The following is a 19,846-nucleotide window of genomic DNA, read 5'->3' as shown; positions in this document are numbered from 1 at the left end:
CCGCGACGCTAACCGAGGCACCCATGGCCGCGATTGAAAGTTTTCCCGCCTGCGCGCAAGATTATTGCGTGACCACTGTCGCCATGGACGAGACCGACCATCAACTGCTTGCTTTGCTGCAGCGGGATTCCGCCCGCACCCTGGGCGAACTCGGCGAACTGGTGTCGCTCTCACCCAGCGCCGTGCAGCGGCGGATCGACCGCTACCGCAAGGCGGGACTCATCGAACGCCACGTCGCCGTGCTCAACCCGGCACAGGTCGACGTGCTCCTCGCGGTATGTCTGGTGACTCTCGCCAAGGAATCCCGCGCGCTGCACGCCGCGTTCCGCCGCAGGCTGCTCGCCGCGCCTGAGGTCCAGCAGCTCTACAACGTCTCGGGTGAGACGGACTTCGTCGTGGTGCTGGCGACCACCGGCATGTCCCACTTCCGGGAGGTGTCCGAGCGGCTGCTCAAGGACGCGCCCAACATCCAGCGCTACAGCACGATGTTCGTCCTCGACCCGGTCCGCACCGGCACCGCACTGCCCACCCGCCGCTAGACGACGATGGCCGCCTCCCGGTGCGGGAAGCGGCCATCGAAGGTCGGTCGGGATCAGCCCACGTTGGTGGCCCCGGCGCCCGCGAGGTCGTCGGCGTGCACGACGGCGGCTCCCTCGTCGGTCTTGGCGGCCTTCTTGCCGCGACTCAGCCTGCGTTCGACGTAGATCGCGAACCGGCTCAGCGCGTAGTTGACGATGATGAAGATCACCGCGATCAGCAGATAGGTCTGGATCGGGTTGCTCAGGACCTGGACGACCTGGCCCCCGACGCGAACCGTCTCCTCGTAGCTGATGATGAAGCCCAGCGACGTGTCCTTGAGGACCACGACGAGCTGGCTGATCAGCGCGGGGAGCATCGCCCGGAACGCCTGCGGAAGCAGCACCAGCCGAAGTACCTGCCCGCGGGTCAAGCCCAGCGACTCGGCGGCTTCCCGCTGCCCCTTGGGCAGCGAGTTGATGCCCGCTCGAACGATCTCGGCGATGACCACCGAGTTGTAGAGAGTCAGGCCGATCACCAGGTACCACATCGGTTCCAGGCTCACACCGAACTCAGGCAGCACGCGCGCGACGAAGAAGATGGCGATGACGACCGGGATGCCGCGCAGCAGCTCGATCAGGCCCACCACGATCCAGCGGTACCACGGTGCGGAGGTCACCCGGGTGACCGCCAGCAGCGTGCCGATGACCAGCGAGAACGCCACGGCGAGCACGGCCGCCGTCAGCGTGTTGGCCAGCCCTTCGCCGATGCGGTTCCAGACCAGGTTGAACTGGGCGTCGCTCGGGTCGAACAGCGGAGTCCACTTGTCGGCGTCGAACTGGTTCTGCTTGTCGAGCTGGCGGTACACCACGTACACGACAGCGAGCAGACCCACCATGGCGAGGATGCTGAACAGCAAGACCCGGCGCTTGGCCCGCGGCCCCGGGGCGTCGTAGAGGACGGACGTGCTCATCGGGCGATCGCCACCTTTCGCTCCAGCCAGCCGAGGAAAGCGCCTGCCGGGAGTGTGATCAGCAGGTAGGCGATGACGATTCCGGTCAGCACGGGCAGTGCGGCCTCACCGCGCGACCCGGTCAGTGTGTCCGACACCGCGAACAGTTCTCCGCCGACGCCGAACGCGCCGACGATGGCCGAGTTCTTGATCATCGCGATGATCACGCTGCCCAGCGGCGGCACGACGGTGCGGATCGCCTGGGGCAGGATGATGGTGGTCAGCGACTGGCCGAACGTCAGCCCGACCGCGCGCGCCGCCTCGGCCTGGCCCGCGGGCACCGAGTTGATGCCACTGCGCACGGCTTCGCAGACGAACGCCGACGTGTAGAGCACCAGGGCGGCGATGCTGAACCAGAAGTAGGCGCCGTTGATCCCCACTTCCGGCAGGCCGAAGGCGCAGAAGAACAGCACCACGGTCAGCGGGCAGTTGCGGAAGACATTGACCCAGGACGTGCCGATCCACCGCAGCGGGGGCACGGGGGACACTCGGAAGCCCGCCAGGATCGTTCCGAGGATGAGCGAACCGACGATGGCGTAGCCGCAGATATACAGGGTCTTGAAGAACCCGTCGCGGTACAGCGCGAAGTTCTCGAAAATGACGTTCACGTGGACTCCGAGCCCGAGTGAGGCTCGGGGCGCCTGCCGGTCAGCAGACGCCCCGAGGGCGGGTCAGTCGATCAGCTGCAGGTGGCCAGCGTCGGCAGCTTGGGGGTCTCGGGCGCGACCTTGCCCGCGGTGTCCTTCCACGCCTTCTCGTACTCGGCGGACGAGTCGCTCAGCGTCTTGTGGATGAACTCGCAGAACTTGGTGTCGCCCTTTTCGATGCCGATGCCGTACGGCTCCTTGGTGAAGGGCTTGCCGACAAGCTTGAAGTCACCCTTGCTGGCGTCGATCAGGCCGAGCAGGATCACGTTGTCGGTGGTGACGGCCTGCACCTGGCCGGTGCGCAGCGCGTCGGCGCACTTCGAGTACACGTCGAACAGGACGATGTTGCCCGGGTCGACGTACTGCTTGATCTTCTCGGCGGGCGTGGAGCCGGTGACCGAGCAGACCTTGGCGTTGGCGGCCTTGAGCGCTTCCGGACCCGCGATGTCGGTGTCCTTCTTCACCATCAGGTCCTGACCCGCTTCGTAGTACGGGCCCGCGAAGGAGATGCGCTCCTTGCGCTTGTCGTTGATCGTGTAGGTGGCGACGACGAAGTCGACCTTGCCCTGCTCGATGACCTCTTCGCGGATCTTCGAGGGGGTCTCCACCCACTCGATCTTGTCCGCGGAGATGCCGAGCTTGGCCGCGATCAGCTTCCCGATCTCGACGTCGAAGCCCGCGGGCTTGCCGTCGAGACCCTTGAGGCCGAACAGCGGCTGGTCGAACTTCGTGCCGATCGTGACCTTGCCCGCCTTCTGCAGCGTGGCCATGGTCGTGCCTTCATCGAACTTCGCCTCGGTGTTGACCGGTGGGTTGGTTCCCGCGTCGTTGCCTTTGTCACCGCAAGCGGTCATCGAGAGGGCGAGAGCGGCGGTCACGGTGCCAACCAGAAGGCCCCGGAGTCGCATGTGGTGCTCCTTTGTTTCGATTCGGCTGCGGTCCAGCCGAACAGTTGTGGGACTAGCTAGTGAGTAAGGATCTTGCCAAGGAAGTCCTTCGCGCGCGCGGATTTGGGCGCGGTGAAGAACTTGTCGGGCGTCGTGTCCTCGACGACCTCACCATCGGACATGAAGATCACCCGATGGGCTGCTTTTCGGGCGAAGCCCATCTCGTGGGTCACGACGAGCATCGTCATGCCCTCGCTCGCCAGCGAGGTCATCACGTCGAGCACCTCCTGGACCATTTCCGGGTCCAGCGCGGAGGTCGGCTCGTCGAACAGCATGACCTTCGGCTTCATCGCCAGCGCTCGCGCGATCGCCGCGCGCTGCTGCTGGCCGCCGGAGAGCTGCGCGGGGTATTTGTCCGCCTGGTTGGTGATGCCGACCCGCTCCAGGAGCGCCATCGTCGTCTCGCGAGCCTCCGCGGCGGGCATCTTGCGCACCTTGAGCGGGGCGAGGCTGACGTTCTCGGCGATGGTCTTGTGGGCGAAGAGGTTGAACGACTGGAACACCATGCCGACCTCGGCCCGGAGCTGCGCGAGCTGCTTGCCCTCGGCGGGCAGCGGCTTGCCGTCGACCTCGATGAGGCCCGAGTTGATCGGCTCCAGCCGGTTGATGGCGCGGCACAGCGTCGACTTGCCGGAACCCGACGGACCCAGGACCACGACGACCTGGCCCTTCGGTACCTCGAGGTTGATGTCCTTGAGGACGTGCAAGGTCCCGAAGTACTTGTCCACCGCCTCCATCCGGATCATGGCTGGGGCGGTGTTCGAGGCGGTCATGTAGGTCCTCCACGAGCGCGTTCGTGACGATTGCGGCTTCGGCGGGCACGCGATGGCGGAAACCTACTCCGGCTTCCGCCGATGTCCAGGCCAGTTGAGCAACACTTAGGGTCTCAACTCTGTCACACAGCCGCCTGGTGAACCGGAGGACACGCGTGCGAGTGCTGCTCGTGGAAGACGACGACAGGGTCGCGGAGGCGCTGATCCCGGCCTTGGTGCGGCGCGGACTGGCGATCAAGCGGCTCGCCTCGGGTGCCGGGGTGCTCGACACCGTCCGCGAGGTCGACGTGGTCCTGCTCGACCTCGGGCTGCCCGACGTCGACGGGATCGTCCTCTGTCGACAGATCCGCGCGGCCAGCGACGTGGCGGTCATCGTGGTCTCCGCGCGCGGCGAGGTCGACGATCGCATCCTGGGTCTTCGCGCGGGGGCGGACGACTATCTGGTGAAGCCCTACGACGTGGACGAGCTCGTCGCCCGCGTGCACGCCGTGCGCAGGCGCAAGTCGCCCACGCCCGGCGGGCCGGGTCTGGCGGGGGTCGCCGAGGTGGGTGACGTCCGGGTCGACCTCGACCGACACGAGGTCACTGTGGACGGTGCGGTGATCGCGTTGTCCCGCAAGGAATTCCACGTGTTCTCACTGATCGTCGCGGCCCAGGGCTCGGTGTGCACCCGGGACCAGATCCTCGCCGAGGTGTGGGGCCGGGCGGGGTCGGCGGAGAACCGTTCGCTCGACGTGCACGTCGCGACGCTGCGCACCAAACTCGGCAGGCCCGCGCTGATCGAGACCGTTCGCGGGGTCGGATACCGGCTGGCGAACCAGCCGGGCAAACTCGACTGAGCAACCTGGGGAGGTCTCGTGCGGACGCGGCTGTTGGGGATGATCTGGTTTCTCGTCGCGCTGGTCGTGTTCGGGCTGGGCATCCCGCTCGCGCTGGCCGTGGCGGGCGCCGAGCAGCAGAAGCTCTTCCTCGACCGGCTCACCGACACCAGCAGGTTCGCCTCGATGGCCCAGCGCCCGCTGACCGACGCCCGGCCGGAGTCGCTGCGGGAGGAACTGCAGCGATACTCCGAGATCTATGGCATCGACGTGGTGATCGTCGACCAGGACGCGAACCCGGCGGTCGGCTCGGGGCGGTCCGCCGCCGCCAGCCCGGTCGACCTGACCGATCCAGAAGTGCAAGAGCAGGTGCAGGCCGCGCTCGCGGGCACCCGCCCGAAGGCCGGGCCGCTGCTGCTGCCGTGGGACGACGAGCCCTTGGTGCTGGCCGGGCCGGTGCTGGTCGACGGGGAGGTGCGCGGCGCGGTCGTGTCGGTGTCACCGACCGACCGCAGCCGGTCACGGATGCTCTGGTGGTGGCTGCTTATCGGCGCGGGTGGTGTCCTCGCGTTCGGTCTCGCGCTGATGCTCGCCGTGCCGGTCATCCAGTGGATCCTGCGGCCCGTGCGCAGGCTCGACGAAGCCACCGGGTCGCTGGTGAGCGCGGTGGTGAGCGGCCGCGACGCCGAGCTGGTCGGTGGCGCCCACGGACCCCCTGAGCTGCGCAAACTCGGCCGGTCGTTCGACCAGATGGCGGCCAGTGTCGGCGACACCCTCGCCGCCCAGCGCGCGTTCGTCGCCGACGCGTCGCACCAGCTGCGCAACCCGCTGACCGCGCTCAAGCTGCGGCTGGTCAACCTCGAAGGCCACGTCGACGCCGAGGCCGAGGTCCACCGGGTCGCCGCGGCCGCCGAAGCCGACCGGCTCAACCAGATCCTCGACGAGCTGCTGTCGATGGCGCGGGCCGAGAGCGCGGGCAGCGACCTGGTGCCCACCGACGTCGACACCGTCGTCGCCGAGCGGGTGGCCGACTGGCGGGTCGTGGCGGTCTCGCGTGACATCGCGCTCGACTGCGTCGGGGCGGCGGGCGACACGTGGGCGATGGCCCCGCCACGCGGCGTCGACGGCATCCTCGACGCGCTGCTGGACAACGCGTTGAAGTTCACCGGATCGGGGAGCGCCGTGGAGCTCGCGGTCGACGTGGTCGACGACGTCGTGCGGCTGTCGGTGCGCGACCACGGGCCTGGTCTTCGACCCGAGGAGCTGGAGCGGGCCACCGATCGGTTCTGGCGCAGCCACAGCCACCAGAACGTCCCCGGCTCCGGCCTGGGCCTGGCCATCGTGAGCCGCGTCGTCGCCAGGGCGGGCGGCGACCTGCGGCTCGACCTGCCCGAGGGCGGTGGCCTGCGGGTGACCGTCGACCTGCCCGCCGACCGGCTCTGAGTCAGGCCTTCTCGTCGCGGTAGTAGCGCATCGCGCCCGCGTGCAGCGGGACCGGATCGGTCTCGATGGCGGAGTGGATGTCGATCGCCAGGGCCGCACGGTTCGCCCTCGCCAGCTCTCCGTGCGCGTCGAACAGCCCCCGGACCAGCGCCTCGGCGACGTCCGCGGGCATCGCGTCGGTGACGAGCAGGTAGTTCGGCACGGCCAGCGTGGTGACCGGCCCACCCGCCAGGTTGTACGTCGACACCGGGATCGACGCGGTGTTGTAGACCGGGTACTGGTTGCGCATGGTCGGCATCGCGTCGGTCAGGTCGAGCAGCCGCAGCGGGACCACCGCGGCCAGGTCGGTGATCGCCTTCGTCGGCAGGCCGCCCGACCAGAAGAACGCGTCGACCTCCCCGCGCTTGAACGCCTCGATGGACTCGGTCAGCCCGAGGTGCACCTTGGTCAGCGTGCCCGGGTCGGACAGCCCCGAGAGGTCGAGGAGGCGTTTGGCGATGAACGCGACCCCGGATTCCGGCGAACCGATCGCCACCCGCGCGCCGCGCAGCCCGTCGAGGCTTCGGATCGAGCCGTCGCCGCGCACCACGATGTGCAGGTAGTCGTCGTAGAGCCGGGCGAGCGCCTGCGGCTTGCGCTGGGTGTTCGTGGGCTGCGCGGCGACGTCGGCGGCGCTGAAGGCGACATCGGCATCGCCCGCGCACAGCTTGCGGATGTTCTCCGGGGACCCACTGGTCTTGAGGACCTCCGGCCGCTCGATCTCGAGCTGCCGCTGCCAGGCGGCGGCCAGCGATTCGGAGAGGCTGTGATAGACCCCGGAGGGGAACCCGGCGGCGATCCGCAGCCGGACCCCGGCGAACTGGCTGTCGCACCCGGACAGCACACTCGCCAGGCAGACCAGGGCCAAGACCATGCCGCCGAGTCGTGTCCGCACCATTGGCCGATCGTGCCAGACGCCTGCCTTCGGCGGGACCAGCATGGCCGCGTACCCTCGGACAGCGAGATGAGCGCGCGCACCTACGAAGTTCGCACCTATGGGTGCCAGATGAACGTCCACGACTCCGAGCGGCTGTCGGGGTTGCTTGAGGACGCAGGCTACGTCGCCGCCGACCGCGGTGCCGTCGCCGATGTCGTCGTCCTCAACACCTGCGCGGTCCGGGAGAACGCCGACAACAAGCTGTACGGCAACCTCGGCCACCTCGCCCCCGCGAAGACGGCGAACCCGAACATGCAGATCGCCGTCGGCGGCTGCCTCGCCCAGAAGGACCGCGGCGAGATCGTCCGCCGCGCCCCGTGGGTCGACGTCGTCTTCGGCACCCACAACATCGGCTCGCTGCCCGCCCTGCTCGACCGGGCCCGGCACAACCAGCGGGCCGAGGTCGAGATCCTGGAGTCGCTGGAGGTCTTCCCCTCCACGCTGCCCGCCCGGCGCGACTCGGCGCACTCCGGCTGGGTGTCGATCTCGGTGGGCTGCAACAACACGTGCACCTTCTGCATCGTCCCGTCGCTGCGCGGCACCGAGCGCGACCGGCGCCCCGGCGACATCCTGGCCGAGGTGGGGGCCCTGGTCGCCGAGGGTGTCATCGAGGTGACCCTGCTCGGCCAGAACGTGAACTCCTACGGTGTCGAGTTCGGCGACCGCTTCGCCTTCGGCAAGCTCCTGCGCGCGTGCGGCGAGATCGACGGCCTGGAGCGGGTCCGGTTCACCTCCCCGCACCCCAAGGACTTCACCGACGACGTCATCGCCGCCATGGCCGAGACGCCGAACGTGTGCCACCAGCTGCACATGCCGCTGCAGTCCGGTTCGGACAAGGTCCTCAAGGACATGCGCCGGTCCTACCGCACGGCCCGCTACCTCTCGATCATCGAGAAGGTCCGCGAGGCCATGCCGGACGCCGCGATCACCACCGACATCATCGTCGGCTTCCCCGGCGAGACCGAGGAAGACTTCCAGGGCACCCTCGACGTCGTCCGCCAGTCCCGCTTCGCCAGCGCCTTCACGTTCCAGTACTCCAAGCGCCCCGGAACCCCGGCGGCGACGATGGAGGGACAGGTGCCGAAGAAGGTCGTCCAGGAGCGCTACGACCGGCTGATCGACCTGCAGGAGGAAATCTCCTGGGACCTCAACAAGGAACTGGTCGGTCGCACGGTCGAGGTCGTCGTCGCGGCGGGGGAGGGGCGCAAGGACGCCGACACCCACCGGATGAGCGGCCGCGCCCGCGACAACCGCCTGGTGCACTTCGCCCCGACCGGGGCCACCGATTCGATCCGCCCCGGCGATGTGGTGGAAACGACCATCACCTACGCGGCCCCGCACCACCTGGTCGCCGACGGTGACGTCGTGTCCCACCGCCGCACCCGCGCGGGCGACCACCACGAGGCCGGAATCCGCCCGAAGACGACGGGTGTCGGCCTCGGCCTGCCCGCGTTCGGCGTGCCCGCCCCGCTGACCGAGGCCACCGGATGCGTGACCACGTGAGCGAAGACGACATGGCAGGCCTCAAACGCGAGATCGATGAAGTCGAGCACCAAGCGGCTCGCACGGTCGAGCTGGGTGGCCGAGCGGTGATCATCTCGGTCGCGGTGTTCGTGCTGATCGTCGGCTACCTGCTGCCGTGGATGGGCACCGCCTCCGGGTGGGAAGTCCTTCTCCACCAAGGGGATGCGGCGGGCAAGGCCGGAATGGTCCCGCGCCTGTTCGCCGCCACGGCGGCCCTGTTCGGCGTCGTCACCTCGGTGTTGGCCTTGTTCACGCGGCGCTGGGGACTCACCTGGGTCTGCGCCCTGGGTTCGTGGTTCGCTTCGGTGGACGGACTATTGGCGATCTGGACGCGCCAGTCGGTCGCGGGCCTGACGTCGCCCGGCCCCGGCATCGGCCTGATCATCAGCGAGATCGCCATGGTCACCCTTGGCGTCCTGTGGTTCCGCACGGCGTGGTCCCGGCTCTAAACATCGCTCGCCCGCCACACAAGTGGCCGCTCTTCGGAGCGCAATCGCGATACCGTGACAGAGGATCGTGTGGCTGAACGGAACCTTCGGAGCTGGTAAGGCCACCACCGCTCGCGGGCTGACTCAGCTGATTCCACGGTCCCGGATCTTCGACTCCGAGTCGATCGGCTCCATGTTGCGTCACGTCCTGACCGAGCCGGTCGAGGACTTCCAGGACTGGCCACCGTGGCGCCCACTTGTGACTCACACGGCGGTCGAAGTACTCCGCTATGTCGGCCGGCACTCTCATCATCCCGCAGACCGTCCTGGTCGAACGCTACGCACGGGAGATCTTCCAAGGCTTCGACAAAGCAGGGATTACGGTTCAGCACTTCCTGCTGCATGTGCGACAAGCCGAGCTAGCCGCCCGCATTGAGGCAGACCAGGTCGAAACGTCCGCGCGGGAGTGGCGACTGAACCACATCGCCCCCTACCAGGCGGCGCTGCCATGGCTTCGCGATGCCGCTGACGTCATCGACACATCGAACCTGGCCCCTCAGAAGGTCGCACAGGAAATCGCAAACCGAGTCGTGCTTCAGAATTCGTGAACCCATGAACATCGGTTACGCACGGCTTGGTCGAGGTTCGCGCCTGAATGTCGAACACACTTGCCGGGAGGGGCGACTCGTTTGCCGGGAGGGGCGACTCGCGGGTATGGGAAAGGCCGCCCCGAAGGGCGGCCTTTCCCATGTGTCCTTAGCGAGAAGCGACAGCCTGTTCAGCGGCGGCCAGCCACTCACGCCACTGGGCGGCCTGAGCCTCGGCCTGTTCAGCGCGCCGCTTGTCGCCCGCCGCCCGAGCCTTCGCGGCCTGCGCCTCGAACTGCTCGACCCGCTCACGGAACTGCGCGGCCCGCGCCTCGGCCTCGGGGTCGGTCTTCCGCCACTGCGCGTCCGCCGCGGTCCGGACCTTCTCCTCAATCGTGCGCATGCGGCCCTCGAGCTCGCGGATCCGCTCACGCGGAACCTTGCCGATGAGCTCCCACTTCTCCTGGATCTTGTGGAGCTGGGCGCGGGCGGCGTCGAGGTCGCTCTTGACGTTGATCTTCTCCGCCTCGGCGAGCAGCTCTTCCTTGAGCTTCGCGTTCTGCGCGAACTCCGCGTCCCGCTCGTCGAACACCGACGAGCGCCTGCTGAAGAACTTGTCCTGCGCGGCCCGGAACCGCTGCCACAGCGTGTCGTCGGCGTCCTTGGGCGCGCGGCCCGCCGCCTTCCACTCCAGCATCAGTTCCTTGTAGCGGGCGGCCGTCGGGCCCCAGTCGTCGGACTCGGACAGCAGTTCGGCCTCGTCGACCAGTTCCTGCTTGCGGGACTTGGCCGTGGATCGCTGGCGGTCGAGGTCGGCGAAGTGCGACCCGCGCCTGCGGTTGAACGTGTCACGGGCCTTGGAGAACCGGCGCCACAGCTGCTCATCGGTCTTGCGGTCGACGCCCTTGATCGTCTTCCACTCGTCGAGGATCTGGCGCAGCCGGTCGCCCGCGACCTTCCACTGCGTCGACTCCTCGGCCAACTGCTCGGCCTCGGTGACCAGCTCTTCCTTGCGCGCCACCGAACCGGCCCGCGCCTCGTCCCGCGCGTGCTTGGCGTGGTCGAGCGCGACCGCGGCGTGCGCGATCACCTGGTCGAGCCGGGCCGCCAGGCCCACCAGGTCGCCGACCACGTGCGCCTCGGCGAGGGAGTCCTTGATGTGCTTGGCGTTCGTCGCCGCGTGCTTGGGGTCGCCGGACCCGGACGCGAGCCGGGTCTCGAGCAGTTCGACCTCGGTGCGGACGTCATCGAACCGGCGCGCGAAGTGCGCGAGCCCTTCGGCGGGCTCTCCGGCCTGCCACGACCCGACCACGCGCTCACCGTCGGCGGTGCGCACGTAGACGGTGCCTTCCTCGTCGACCCGACCCCACTTGGACGGGTCGGCCGACGCCACCGCCACCGGCGGCAGCACGTCGACCGCTGCCGCGGCGGGCGCGGGCACGACGACCGGCGCGGCGTGCGCGACCTTCGCGACAGCGGAGGGCAGCGCGGCGGGCTTCGGCACCGGCTTCGCCGCGGGCTTGGCGGGGGCCTCCTCGGCGGCAGGCGCGCTCTCGGGCGCCTCCGTCGACTGAGCCTCGTCGGCGGTAGAGGTGGTCTCGGTCGCCTCGGTGGACTCGGCCTCGTCGGCGGCAGGCGCGCTCTCGGGCGCCTCCGTCGACTGAGCCTCGTCGGCGGTAGAGGTGGTCTCGGTCGCCTCGGTGGACTCGGCCTCGTCGGCGGCAGGCGCGCTCTCGGGCGCCTCCGTCGACTGAGCCTCGTCGGCGGTAGAGGTGGTCTCGGTCGCCTCGGTGGACTCGGCCTCGTCGGCGGCAGGCGCGCTCTCGGGCGCCTCCGTCGACTGAGCCTCGTCGGCGGTAGAGGTGGTCTCGGTCGCCTCGGTGGACTCGGCCTCGTCGGCGGCAGGCGTGGTCTCGACTGCTGCCGCGGACTCGGCCTCGGTGGCGCCGTCGGTGTCGCCGGTGGTGACATCAGCCGCCGTGGGGCTCGCGGTCTCGGTTTCGGAGATGTCCTCGCCCGTCACAGTCGCCTGCTCAGCGACCTCGACCTCGACCTCGGCCGCGTCCGTGTCCGTGTCGACGGGTACAGCGGGGCGGGATTCGCCTCCCGGACGTTGCGTGACCGCTTCGGGAACGCTCCCGGGCGCGTCGACCACGCCGTCCGTCACCGTCTCGGCGCTCTTGTCCCTGTCCGTCATGACCGGCTCCTCCTGCCTGCGTGCCCGTGTTCCCACGGGCGCCCCGCGCGCGGCGGGGCCCAGCACTGTGCGTACGACCCTCAGGTCGTGCGGCTCTACCCGCGCGCATTCAAACAGGTCAGGCGCCGCCTGGGTACTCCGAGGGCCGCAATGGTCATCATGGTGCCGCAACTCGGCCGTTCGTGGGCCGACAACGACAAGATACTTCGACGGACAGTAACCTCGGCCGGGTGATATCCCGCGTCGCGGTGCTTCCGCAGCCACCCCTGCTCGTGCCCGAACTCGTCGGCGGGGACGACGTCGACGCGGCGGCCGTCCGGGCGGCGGCTGTGGCGGTCGCGAAGGACCTTGCGCAGGTCGCGCCCACCTGGCTGGCCGTCGGCGCGGGGGAGCGGGCCGAGCGGATCGAGAACGCGGCCGGGACGTTCCGCGGCTTCGGCGCCGACGTGCGGGTCGAGCTCGGGCCGGGTGCCGCCGAACGGGTGGCCGATGTCGACCTGCCGCTGCCCGCGCTGGTGGCCGGATGGCTCCGCGGCCAGGTCGGGGCCGCCGAGGTCGCGGTGGAGCTGGTCCCCACGGACCTGCCCACCGAGGAATGCGTCGCCGAAGGCACGCGGCTCGCGGCAGGCGAGGAGCCCGTGGGTCTGCTGGTGCTCGGCGACGGGTCACACCGCCACGGCGAGAAGGCAATCGGCAGGCCCGACGCGCGCGCGGGCTCGTTCGACGAGTCGGTCGCCGCCGCGTTCGCCCAGGTCGACCTCGACGCGCTGCTCGCGCTGGACCCGGCGGAAGCCGACGAACTCGGCGCCGTGGGCCGAGCCCCGTGGCAGGTGCTCGCCGGGGCGGTCCGGGCGGACGGCCGGTCCTGGCGGTGCGTGCGCTCCAGCGTCCAGCTGCCCTTCGGCGTCGCCTACCACTTCGCCGTCTGGGAACCGGTGGCCCCGTGACTCTGAGTGTCGCCGTCGTCGGTCCGACGGCCACCGGCAAGTCCGACCTCGGTGTCACCCTGGCCGAGCGCCTCGGCGGCGAGGTGGTCAACGCCGACGCCATGCAGCTCTACCGGGGCATGGACATCGGCACCGCGAAGGTCACCATGGACGAGCGACGGGGCATCCCGCACCACCAGCTCGACGTCCTCGACGTGCGCGAGACCGCCTCGGTCGCGGCCTACCAGCGGCACGCCCGCGCGGCCGTGGAGGACATCCTGGCGCGCGGCCGGGTCCCGATCCTCGTCGGCGGCTCGGGCCTCTATGTGCACGCCGTGGTGGGCGAACTGGACTTCCCCGGCACGGACGCCGCCCTGCGGGCCCGGCTGGAATCCGAACTGGACACCGTGGGTGTCGCCCCCCTGCACGCGCGGTTGCGGGTGCTCGACCCGGTGGCCGCCGAGTCGATCCTGCCCACCAACGGCAGGCGGGTCGTGCGCGCGCTCGAGGTCATCGAACTGACCGGCCGCCCGTTCTCCGCGACGATGCCCAAGCCCGGACCCGCCCGCTACGGCATGGTCATGGTCGGCATCGACCGCGACGCCGCCGCGCTGGACGAGCGGGTCGACCTGCGCGTCGAGCGCATGTTCGCCCGCGGGCTCGCCGAAGAGGTCCGCGAGTTGGAGAACCATGGCCTGCGCGAAGGCCGGACCGCGTCCCGCGCGCTCGGCTACCAACAGGTCCTCACCGCGTTCGACGGCGATCACGACCTCGACGCGGCCGCGGCCGAGACCGCCAGGGCGACCCGCCGGTTCGTCCGCAGGCAGCGGTCGTGGTTCCGCCGCGACAAGCGCCTGACCTGGCTCGACGCCGCCCGACCCGACCTGGTCGACGCCGCTCTCGCCCTGGTCGAACGGTAGCCTGGGCACGTGGCGATCACGTTTCTCAAAGGACATGGCACGGAGAACGACTTCGTGCTGCTGCCCGACCCCGACGGCGATCTCGACCTCACCGTCGCGCGGATCCGCGCGCTGTGCGACCGCGCCCGCGGGCTCGGCGCCGACGGCGTCCTGCGGGTCGTCCGCACCAAAGCCCTCCCCGACGCGCCCGCCGACATCGACGGCGACGTGTGGTTCATGGACTACCGCAACGCCGACGGCTCCATCGCCGAGATGTGCGGCAACGGCGTGCGGGTCTTCGCGCGATACCTCCACGACAGCGGCCTGGTCGGCAGCCCCGAGTTCCCGGTCGGCTCCCGCGCGGGTCTGCGCCCCGTGGTCGTGCACCCGGACGGCACGGTGACCGTAGACATGGGACCGGTCCGCCGCCTCGGCAACTCCGTCGCGGTCGTCGACGGCGCGACGTATCCCGGAATCGGCATCGACGTCGGCAACCCCCACCTGGCCTGCGTCCTCGACTCCGTCGACCTCGACAGCCTCGACCTGACCGTCCAGCCGGAATACGACACGAATCTCTTCCCGAACGGCGTGAATGTCGAATTCGTCGCCCCGGTCGACCCGGACGAGATCCACCTGCGTGTCCACGAGCGCGGCGTCGGCGAGACCCGCTCCTGTGGCACCGGCACGGTCGCCGCGACGGCCGCCGCCCTCGCCGCCCAGGGCGAAACCACCGGATCGTGCACCGTGCACGTCCCAGGCGGGACCGTGCGCGTCACGATCAGCGAAACCTCCAGCACCCTCACCGGCCCCGCCGTCTTCGTCGCGCGCGGCGAACTCGACCAGGCCTGGTGGGACGCCCAGCGCTGAGCGCGACGTAAGGGGTACCCGCCCGCGGGCGTTCCAACCCGCGGGAATAACTGACTCGAATACGCCGCTGAACCATGGGACTATGTGCACAACGGAATCGCCCGATTCCACCCGACGCGAAGGATGTGCTCACCAGGTGACAGAGGAATTCACTCAGCAGGAAATCAACGGCGCGGTGGCCGACCCGGCTGAGCTCTCCCTCGGTGACCTGGAGCGAGAAGAGCGATCATCACTGCGTCGCGTAGCCGGTCTGTCGACCGAGCTCCAAGACATCACCGAGGTCGAATACCGACAGCTGCGACTCGAACGAGTCGTGCTGGTCGGCGTGTGGACCGACGGTTCCGCGCTGGAATCGGAGGCCTCGCTGGCCGAGTTGGCGAGGCTGGCCGAAACCGCGGGTTCCGAGGTCCTCGAAGGTCTCGTGCAGCGCCGCGACAAGCCGGACCCGGCGACCTACATCGGCTCGGGCAAGGTCATCGAGCTCGGCGACATCGTCCGGGCGACCGGCGCGGACACGGTGATCTGCGACGGTGAGCTCTCGCCCAGCCAGCTGCAGCAGCTGGAGGCGCGGCTCAAGGTCAAGGTCATCGACCGCACGGCGCTGATTCTCGACATCTTCGCCCAGCACGCCCGGTCCCGGGAGGGCAAGTCCCAGGTCGAGCTGGCGCAGCTGCAGTACTTGCTGCCACGCCTGCGTGGTTGGGGTGAGACGCTGTCCCGCCAGGCCGGTGGCCGTGCGGGCGGCGGCAACGGCGGTGTGGGTCTGCGTGGTCCCGGTGAGACCAAGCTCGAGACCGACCGGCGCCGGATCCGCGCGAAGATCTCCAAGCTGCGCAAGGAAATCAAGGCGATGACCACCGTCCGCGACACCAAGCGCGGGCAGCGGGTGGCCAACGAGATTCCCAGCGTCGCGATCGCCGGATACACCAACGCGGGCAAGTCGAGCCTGCTCAACGTGCTGACCGGCGCGGGCGTGCTCGTCGAGGACTCGCTCTTCGCGACCCTCGACGCGACGACCCGGCGCACCGAGACCCCGGACGGCAACACGTACACACTGACCGACACGGTCGGCTTCGTGCGCCACCTGCCCCACCAGCTCGTCGAGGCGTTCCGGTCCACCCTGGACGAGGTCGCCGACGCGGACCTGGTCGTGCACGTGGTCGACGGCGCCGACCCGATGCCCGAGTGGCAGGTCAGGGCCGTGCGCGAGGTGCTCAACGAGATCGGCGAGCGCCGCGACGTGAAGATGCCGCCCGAACTGGTCGTGGTCAACAAGGTCGACGCGGCCTCCGAGCTCGCGCTGGCCCGGCTGCGGCACCTGCTGCCCGGCGCGGTGTTCGTCTCGGCGCACACCGGGGCGGGCATGAACGAGCTGCGGGAGCGCATCGCGAGTCTGATCCCGCGGCCGAACCAGCAGGTCGACGTCCTGGTCCCGTACGCCCGCGGCGAACTCGTCGCCCGGGTCCACCGCGAGGGCGAGGTGCTGACCGAGGAACACACCGCGGCGGGCACCCAGCTGCGCGCGATGGTCAAGGCGGACCTCGCCGGTGTGCTGGAGAGCTTCGCGGCCAACGGCACCTCGGCGTAATCGAACACAGCGTCACCACATCGGCGGCCCGGAGTGATCCGGGCCGCCGACCCACGTCCGGGTGGAACGCGACACGCTCCGACACGTCCACCGTTGCGTGAACCATCCGACGGCTACCGTTGGTGGGACAAGCGGAGCGGGGGAGGTGGCAGTGCGGGCGTTGGTGACGACTGCGCTCGTGGCGGGTCTGGTGGGCTTCGGAGCCACGAGCGCGTCCGCGCGTGTGCAGACTCCGCAGGATGTCTGCGTGATGGCCGACAAGCGGATCGGCGAACTGTCCGGGCTCGTCGCCGACGGCGACCGGTGGTACGCGGTCAACGACGGCGGCACCAAGTCGACGGTCTACGTGCTGACCAAGGAGTGCAAGGTCGAGCGGGTCATCAGCGGCGCGACCGACCCGTTCGACGTCGAAGACCTCGCCCGCGGCGCCGACGGGACCTTCTGGCTCGCCGACACCGGCGACAACGACAAGAAGCGCGAAACGGTCGCCCTGATCGCGCTCACCCCGGACGGCAAGACCAAGGTGCACCGGCTGACCTACCCCGACGGCGCGCACGACACCGAGGCGCTGCTGCTGGACCGTGCGGGCACGCCCTACCTGATCACCAAGAACCCCTTCGGCCGCGGTGACATCTACCGCCCCGTCGCCCCGATCACCAGCCCAGGCCCGACCGCGCTGGAGAAGGTCGGCTCGGTGCAGCTGACCAGCACCGACACCACAGGCGGGCCGGTCAACCCGAGCATCGGCTCGGTCGTGGTGACTGGCGCGGCCTCGAACCCGGGCGGCACCGTGGTCGCGCTGCGGACCTACACCGACGCGTACCTGTACGCCGTGCCCGACGGCGACCTGCTCGCCGCGTTCAAGACCGACCCCGTCCGGATCCCACTCCCCGAGGAGAAGCAGGGGGAGGCCATCGGGCTGGAACCCGACGGCACCCTGGTGTCCGCGTCCGAGGGCGTGGGACAACCGATCCGCGCCGTTCCCGGGGCCGCCGGGCGGCTCGCCCCGCCACCGAAGGCGGAAGAGGAATCACGGCCCGGTGGCCAGGCGGCCGCCGCGAAGAGCGCCGATGGCGGCGGGCTGGACCCGTTGCCCGCCATCGTCTTCACCGCCATCGCCATCGGCGCCGTCCTGTGGTTCATGCACCGTCGAGCACGGGCCGCCAGGTAAGTCGTGTCCGACAAACCGTCAGCGCATCCAACCGGCGCCCAAGGGGACCGCGACGACAGCCCACCACGGTCACCCACCAACCGCACCGTTACCCGGCACCTGACCCAACGTCAAAATTCCGGGGAGGCGGTCACAGTCGGCGTAGGACTGCTACTACTTTGCCGAGGATGGTGGCGTCGTCGCCGGGGATGGGCTCGTAGGCGGCGTTGTGCGGCAGCAGCCACACGTGGTCGTCGCGGTGCTTCAGCGTCTTCACCGTCGCCTCGCCATCGATCATCGCGGCGACGATCTCACCGTTGTTCGCGGTGGGCTGCTGGCGGACCACGACCCAGTCGCCATCGGTGATCGCCGCGTCGATCATCGAGTCGCCCGCGACCTTGAGCATGAACAGCGAGCCCTCGCCGACGATCTCCTTCGGCAGCGGGAACACTTCCTCGATGGCCTGCTCGGCCAGGATCGGCCCACCGGCGGCGATCCGGCCGAGGACCGGCACGTAGGTCGGCTTCGGACCCTCGTCGGCCGCCTCGATGAGCACCGGGGCGACCTGCTCGCCGCGCAGCTGCCCCGGGGTGGCGTTCGCGGGCAGCACGCCGATCGCACGCGGGCGGTTCGGGTCTCGACGCAGGTAGCCCTTCTCCTCCAGCGCGCGCAGCTGGTAGGCCACCGACGACGTCGAGGTGAGCCCGACGGCCTCGCCTATCTCGCGAACGCTCGGGGGATAGCCGAAGCGCTGGACCCACGACCGGATGACTTCGAGGACCTGACGCTGGCGCAGCGGCAGCTCAGCGCCGTCCGGGGTTTGGTCCAGCTCGGGAAAACTGCGCACGTTGCCCCCCGACAAGGGCTTCCGCTTCGGTGTCCCTGCGGGCTTGCGACCACTCGTGCCTGCCACTGCGCTGCCTCCCTGCGAACCCGGGACGGCTGATCGCGTCCCGGAGTGGATCGACGTCGATCATCTCCGGTCTCGACGTTAGTCCGCCGACCTGGACAGATCAAACACCTGTTCGAGCGACACGCCGGGCGGGTCTCGATTTTGTCGGTGCCGGGTGGTAGACATTCGCACGGACGTTCGATCGAACGGTAGTTCGAGGAGGTTGCGATGGCTGCGACTGCGGCGGTGGCGGTGCCTAGGTCGACCGGCTTGTCGGAAGGTCGATCCCCGCAGGTGGCGCCGCCGAAGCCCGCGCTGCGGCCCGCCCGGCCGATCGGCCAGGGGAGGCCGCGGCCGCCGACCAGGCGACGTCGAGTGCTCGCTCCGCACGTCGTGGCGGCCCCGGACTGCGGTCCCCGGGTGGCGTCGCCGCCGATTGCCGTGTTGGTCGGCTTGGCGGTGGTGGTCGCGCTCGCGATCCTCGGCCTCGGCTCGTTCGCCGGCGCGATGACGGGCGCCGAAGTCCCGACGACGACCACAGTGGTCCGCGTGGAGCCCGGCGAGACCCTGTCCGACCTCGCCGTCCGGATGGCGCCCGACAGTGACGTCTCCGCGGTCGTCGCCAAGATTCGCGAGCTCAACGCGCTCGACGGCTCGATGGTCCGCGCCGGTCAGCCGCTGATGGTGCCGTTCTCGCGCTGATCTCGACGCTTCGACAGAACTGACCCGTGCCTCACTGAGGTGCGGGTCTTGTGCTGTCCGGGCCGAAGTTGATCTACGGTGTAGCCCGCCCGAGTGCGGCCCAGATTCCGCCGAAAGAGTGAATAAGTCGGTTCACCTGGATGTTGGAACTACTGGATGTGTACCCGGTTTCCGACCGCTCACGTTCGGTGCTACAGCGGCGTGCCAACTTGCATCATGTGGCGTCGAGGAATAAGTTCAACCCCAACATCTAGTAGTTACGCCGCTGTAGTTCGTCCACAGGTTGGGTTGAGTTACCCACAAGCTGTCCACAGATTGATCACCAAGCGTGGTCGTGGACGCCCGGACATGCGGCTACTCGGATGACCGGAGCAGAGAGGGAGGGATGAGACCCGATGAGGTGTCCATTCTGTCGCCACTCCGACTCCCGGGTCGTCGACTCACGCGAGGTCGACGACGGGCAGGTGATCCGCCGCAGGCGGTCCTGCTCCAAGTGCAGCCGCCGCTTCACCACCGTCGAGGAGGCGGTCCTCGCCGTGGTGAAGCGGTCGGGGGTCACCGAGCCGTTCAGTCGGGACAAGGTGATCACGGGCGTGCGGCGGGCCTGCCAGGGCAGGCCGGTCGACGAGGACCAGCTGCAGCTGCTCGCCCAGAAAGTCGAGGACACGATTCGCGCGACCGGCAGCGCCGAGATCCCGAGCCACGAGGTCGGGTTGGCGATCCTGGGGCCGCTGCGGGAGCTGGACGGCGTCGCGTACCTGCGCTTCGCCAGCGTCTACCGCGCGTTTTCCTCGGTAGAGGACTTCGAGAAGGAGATCGCCGACTTGCGCGCCGCCATGGCGGGCGAGGCGAAGCCAGATGACGACTAGACGCGCCGCGCGCACCCAGGGCGGGAGCAAGCGCGGGAAGAAACTTGAGCCGCATCGGACGGGGAGCCCGGACGTGGCCACACCA

20 protein-coding genes are annotated in these 19,846 nt (G+C 69.5%); 13 read left to right on the top strand and 7 right to left on the bottom strand.

Annotated features, from left to right (window positions below):
* The first annotated feature begins 68 nt into the window (after positions 1-68).
* On the top strand, positions 69-539 hold the full coding sequence (locus ACUZ2Y_RS10240; RefSeq protein ID WP_476329217.1) for an Lrp/AsnC family transcriptional regulator: 471 nt from the start codon (positions 69-71) through the stop codon (positions 537-539).
* Positions 540-592: 53 nt separating this feature from the next.
* Here ACUZ2Y_RS10240 and ACUZ2Y_RS10235 read toward each other — a convergent pair whose 3' ends face one another.
* From ACUZ2Y_RS10235 to ACUZ2Y_RS10220, 4 genes are all read right to left on the bottom strand, one after another.
* On the bottom strand, positions 593-1,489 hold the full coding sequence (locus tag ACUZ2Y_RS10235) for an amino acid ABC transporter permease (protein ID WP_476329215.1): 897 nt from the start codon (positions 1,487-1,489) through the stop codon (positions 593-595).
* Complete coding sequence (locus ACUZ2Y_RS10230; protein ID WP_476329214.1) at positions 1,486-2,136, bottom strand: amino acid ABC transporter permease; 651 nt, start codon at positions 2,134-2,136, stop codon at positions 1,486-1,488. Before ACUZ2Y_RS10230 ends, ACUZ2Y_RS10235 begins: the two co-directional genes overlap by 4 nt.
* 71 nt (positions 2,137-2,207) lie before the next feature.
* Positions 2,208-3,053, bottom strand: a complete 846-nt coding sequence (locus ACUZ2Y_RS10225; protein WP_476329212.1) for a glutamate ABC transporter substrate-binding protein — start codon at positions 3,051-3,053, stop codon at positions 2,208-2,210.
* A gap of 86 nt (positions 3,054-3,139) precedes the next feature.
* Complete coding sequence (locus ACUZ2Y_RS10220) at positions 3,140-3,868, bottom strand: amino acid ABC transporter ATP-binding protein (protein WP_476331704.1); 729 nt, start codon at positions 3,866-3,868, stop codon at positions 3,140-3,142.
* 182 nt (positions 3,869-4,050) lie between these two features.
* Between ACUZ2Y_RS10220 and ACUZ2Y_RS10215 the strand changes: the two genes are divergently transcribed.
* Together ACUZ2Y_RS10215 and ACUZ2Y_RS10210 are read left to right on the top strand one after the other, a co-directional pair.
* Complete coding sequence (locus ACUZ2Y_RS10215) at positions 4,051-4,734, top strand: response regulator transcription factor (protein ID WP_476329210.1); 684 nt, start codon at positions 4,051-4,053, stop codon at positions 4,732-4,734.
* A gap of 18 nt (positions 4,735-4,752) precedes the next feature.
* Positions 4,753-6,156, top strand: a complete 1,404-nt coding sequence (locus ACUZ2Y_RS10210) for a sensor histidine kinase (protein ID WP_476329208.1) — start codon at positions 4,753-4,755, stop codon at positions 6,154-6,156.
* Between the two features lies 1 nt (position 6,157).
* On the opposite strand, the gene ACUZ2Y_RS10205 is transcribed toward ACUZ2Y_RS10210, so the two are convergent.
* Entirely contained in the window at positions 6,158-7,093 is a 936-nt protein-coding gene (locus ACUZ2Y_RS10205; protein ID WP_476329206.1) for a TAXI family TRAP transporter solute-binding subunit, read from the bottom strand.
* A 66-nt stretch (positions 7,094-7,159) separates the two neighbouring features.
* Here ACUZ2Y_RS10205 and miaB point away from each other — a divergent pair, with 66 nt between their 5' ends.
* The 3 genes from miaB to ACUZ2Y_RS10190 all read left to right on the top strand — a co-directional run bounded on the left by miaB (position 7,160) and on the right by ACUZ2Y_RS10190 (position 9,692).
* A complete protein-coding gene (gene miaB / locus ACUZ2Y_RS10200) occupies positions 7,160-8,635 on the top strand; it encodes a tRNA (N6-isopentenyl adenosine(37)-C2)-methylthiotransferase MiaB (protein ID WP_476329204.1) in 1,476 nt (491 codons plus the stop codon).
* Entirely contained in the window at positions 8,620-9,105 is a 486-nt protein-coding gene (locus tag ACUZ2Y_RS10195; protein ID WP_476329202.1) for an Rv2732c family membrane protein, read from the top strand. The genes miaB and ACUZ2Y_RS10195 overlap by 16 nt, the downstream gene beginning before the upstream one ends.
* A gap of 269 nt (positions 9,106-9,374) precedes the next feature.
* On the top strand, positions 9,375-9,692 hold the full coding sequence (locus tag ACUZ2Y_RS10190) for a hypothetical protein (protein WP_476329200.1): 318 nt from the start codon (positions 9,375-9,377) through the stop codon (positions 9,690-9,692).
* Between the two features lie 148 nt (positions 9,693-9,840).
* Here the strand turns inward: ACUZ2Y_RS10190 and ACUZ2Y_RS10185 are convergent, their stop codons facing one another.
* A complete protein-coding gene (locus ACUZ2Y_RS10185; protein ID WP_476331701.1) occupies positions 9,841-11,112 on the bottom strand; it encodes a DUF349 domain-containing protein in 1,272 nt (423 codons plus the stop codon).
* A gap of 986 nt (positions 11,113-12,098) precedes the next feature.
* Here ACUZ2Y_RS10185 and ACUZ2Y_RS10180 point away from each other — a divergent pair.
* The 5 genes from ACUZ2Y_RS10180 (at position 12,099) to ACUZ2Y_RS10160 (ending at position 17,319) form a co-directional block, all read left to right on the top strand.
* Complete coding sequence (locus ACUZ2Y_RS10180) at positions 12,099-12,815, top strand: class III extradiol ring-cleavage dioxygenase family protein (RefSeq protein ID WP_476329198.1); 717 nt, start codon at positions 12,099-12,101, stop codon at positions 12,813-12,815.
* On the top strand, positions 12,812-13,714 hold the full coding sequence (miaA, locus tag ACUZ2Y_RS10175; RefSeq protein WP_476329196.1) for a tRNA (adenosine(37)-N6)-dimethylallyltransferase MiaA: 903 nt from the start codon (positions 12,812-12,814) through the stop codon (positions 13,712-13,714). Before ACUZ2Y_RS10180 ends, miaA begins: the two co-directional genes overlap by 4 nt.
* Positions 13,715-13,723: 9 nt before the next feature.
* Positions 13,724-14,560, top strand: a complete 837-nt coding sequence (gene dapF / locus ACUZ2Y_RS10170) for a diaminopimelate epimerase (protein ID WP_476329194.1) — start codon at positions 13,724-13,726, stop codon at positions 14,558-14,560.
* A 136-nt stretch (positions 14,561-14,696) separates the two neighbouring features.
* Positions 14,697-16,148, top strand: coding sequence for a GTPase HflX (gene hflX / locus ACUZ2Y_RS10165; RefSeq protein WP_476329193.1), 1,452 nt, complete (start codon positions 14,697-14,699; stop codon positions 16,146-16,148).
* 151 nt (positions 16,149-16,299) lie between these two features.
* Positions 16,300-17,319 carry a hypothetical protein gene (locus ACUZ2Y_RS10160; RefSeq protein WP_476329191.1) on the top strand — a complete coding sequence of 340 codons (1,020 nt, stop codon included), beginning with the start codon at positions 16,300-16,302 and terminating at the stop codon, positions 17,317-17,319.
* A 130-nt stretch (positions 17,320-17,449) separates the two neighbouring features.
* On the opposite strand, the gene lexA is transcribed toward ACUZ2Y_RS10160, so the two are convergent.
* Positions 17,450-18,160, bottom strand: coding sequence for a transcriptional repressor LexA (lexA, locus tag ACUZ2Y_RS10155; RefSeq protein WP_476331698.1), 711 nt, complete (start codon positions 18,158-18,160; stop codon positions 17,450-17,452).
* Between the two features lie 258 nt (positions 18,161-18,418).
* On the opposite strand from lexA, the gene ACUZ2Y_RS10150 reads away from it, so the two are divergent.
* Together ACUZ2Y_RS10150 and nrdR are read left to right on the top strand one after the other, a co-directional pair.
* The gene (locus tag ACUZ2Y_RS10150; protein WP_476329189.1) at positions 18,419-18,892 is read left to right on the top strand and encodes a LysM peptidoglycan-binding domain-containing protein; all 474 of its coding nucleotides are present in this window, start codon (positions 18,419-18,421) and stop codon (positions 18,890-18,892) included.
* 395 nt (positions 18,893-19,287) lie between these two features.
* On the top strand, positions 19,288-19,761 hold the full coding sequence (nrdR, locus tag ACUZ2Y_RS10145) for a transcriptional regulator NrdR (protein ID WP_476329187.1): 474 nt from the start codon (positions 19,288-19,290) through the stop codon (positions 19,759-19,761).
* Positions 19,762-19,846 lie beyond the last annotated feature (85 nt).

This window comes from Actinokineospora sp. UV203, assembly GCF_056323665.1.
Note: the sequence above shows the minus strand (reverse complement) of the source record. Positions and strands in the feature narration are given on the sequence as shown.

Bases quoted from the DNA above. Each gene is read 5' to 3' on its own strand.
- ACUZ2Y_RS10235 (WP_476329215.1), bottom strand. From the start codon at position 1,489: ATGAGCACGTCCGTCCTCTACGACGCCCCGGGGCCGCGGGCCAAGCGC.
- ACUZ2Y_RS10220 (WP_476331704.1), bottom strand. From the start codon at position 3,868: ATGATCCGGATGGAGGCGGTGGACAAGTACTTCGGGACCTTGCACGTC.
- ACUZ2Y_RS10205 (WP_476329206.1), bottom strand. From the start codon at position 7,093: ATGGTGCGGACACGACTCGGCGGCATGGTCTTGGCCCTGGTCTGCCTG.
- miaB (WP_476329204.1), top strand. From the start codon at position 7,160: ATGAGCGCGCGCACCTACGAAGTTCGCACCTATGGGTGCCAGATGAAC.
- ACUZ2Y_RS10195 (WP_476329202.1), top strand. From the start codon at position 8,620: ATGCGTGACCACGTGAGCGAAGACGACATGGCAGGCCTCAAACGCGAG.
- ACUZ2Y_RS10190 (WP_476329200.1), top strand. From the start codon at position 9,375: ATGTCGGCCGGCACTCTCATCATCCCGCAGACCGTCCTGGTCGAACGC.
- ACUZ2Y_RS10150 (WP_476329189.1), top strand. From the start codon at position 18,419: ATGGCTGCGACTGCGGCGGTGGCGGTGCCTAGGTCGACCGGCTTGTCG.
- nrdR (WP_476329187.1), top strand. From the start codon at position 19,288: ATGAGGTGTCCATTCTGTCGCCACTCCGACTCCCGGGTCGTCGACTCA.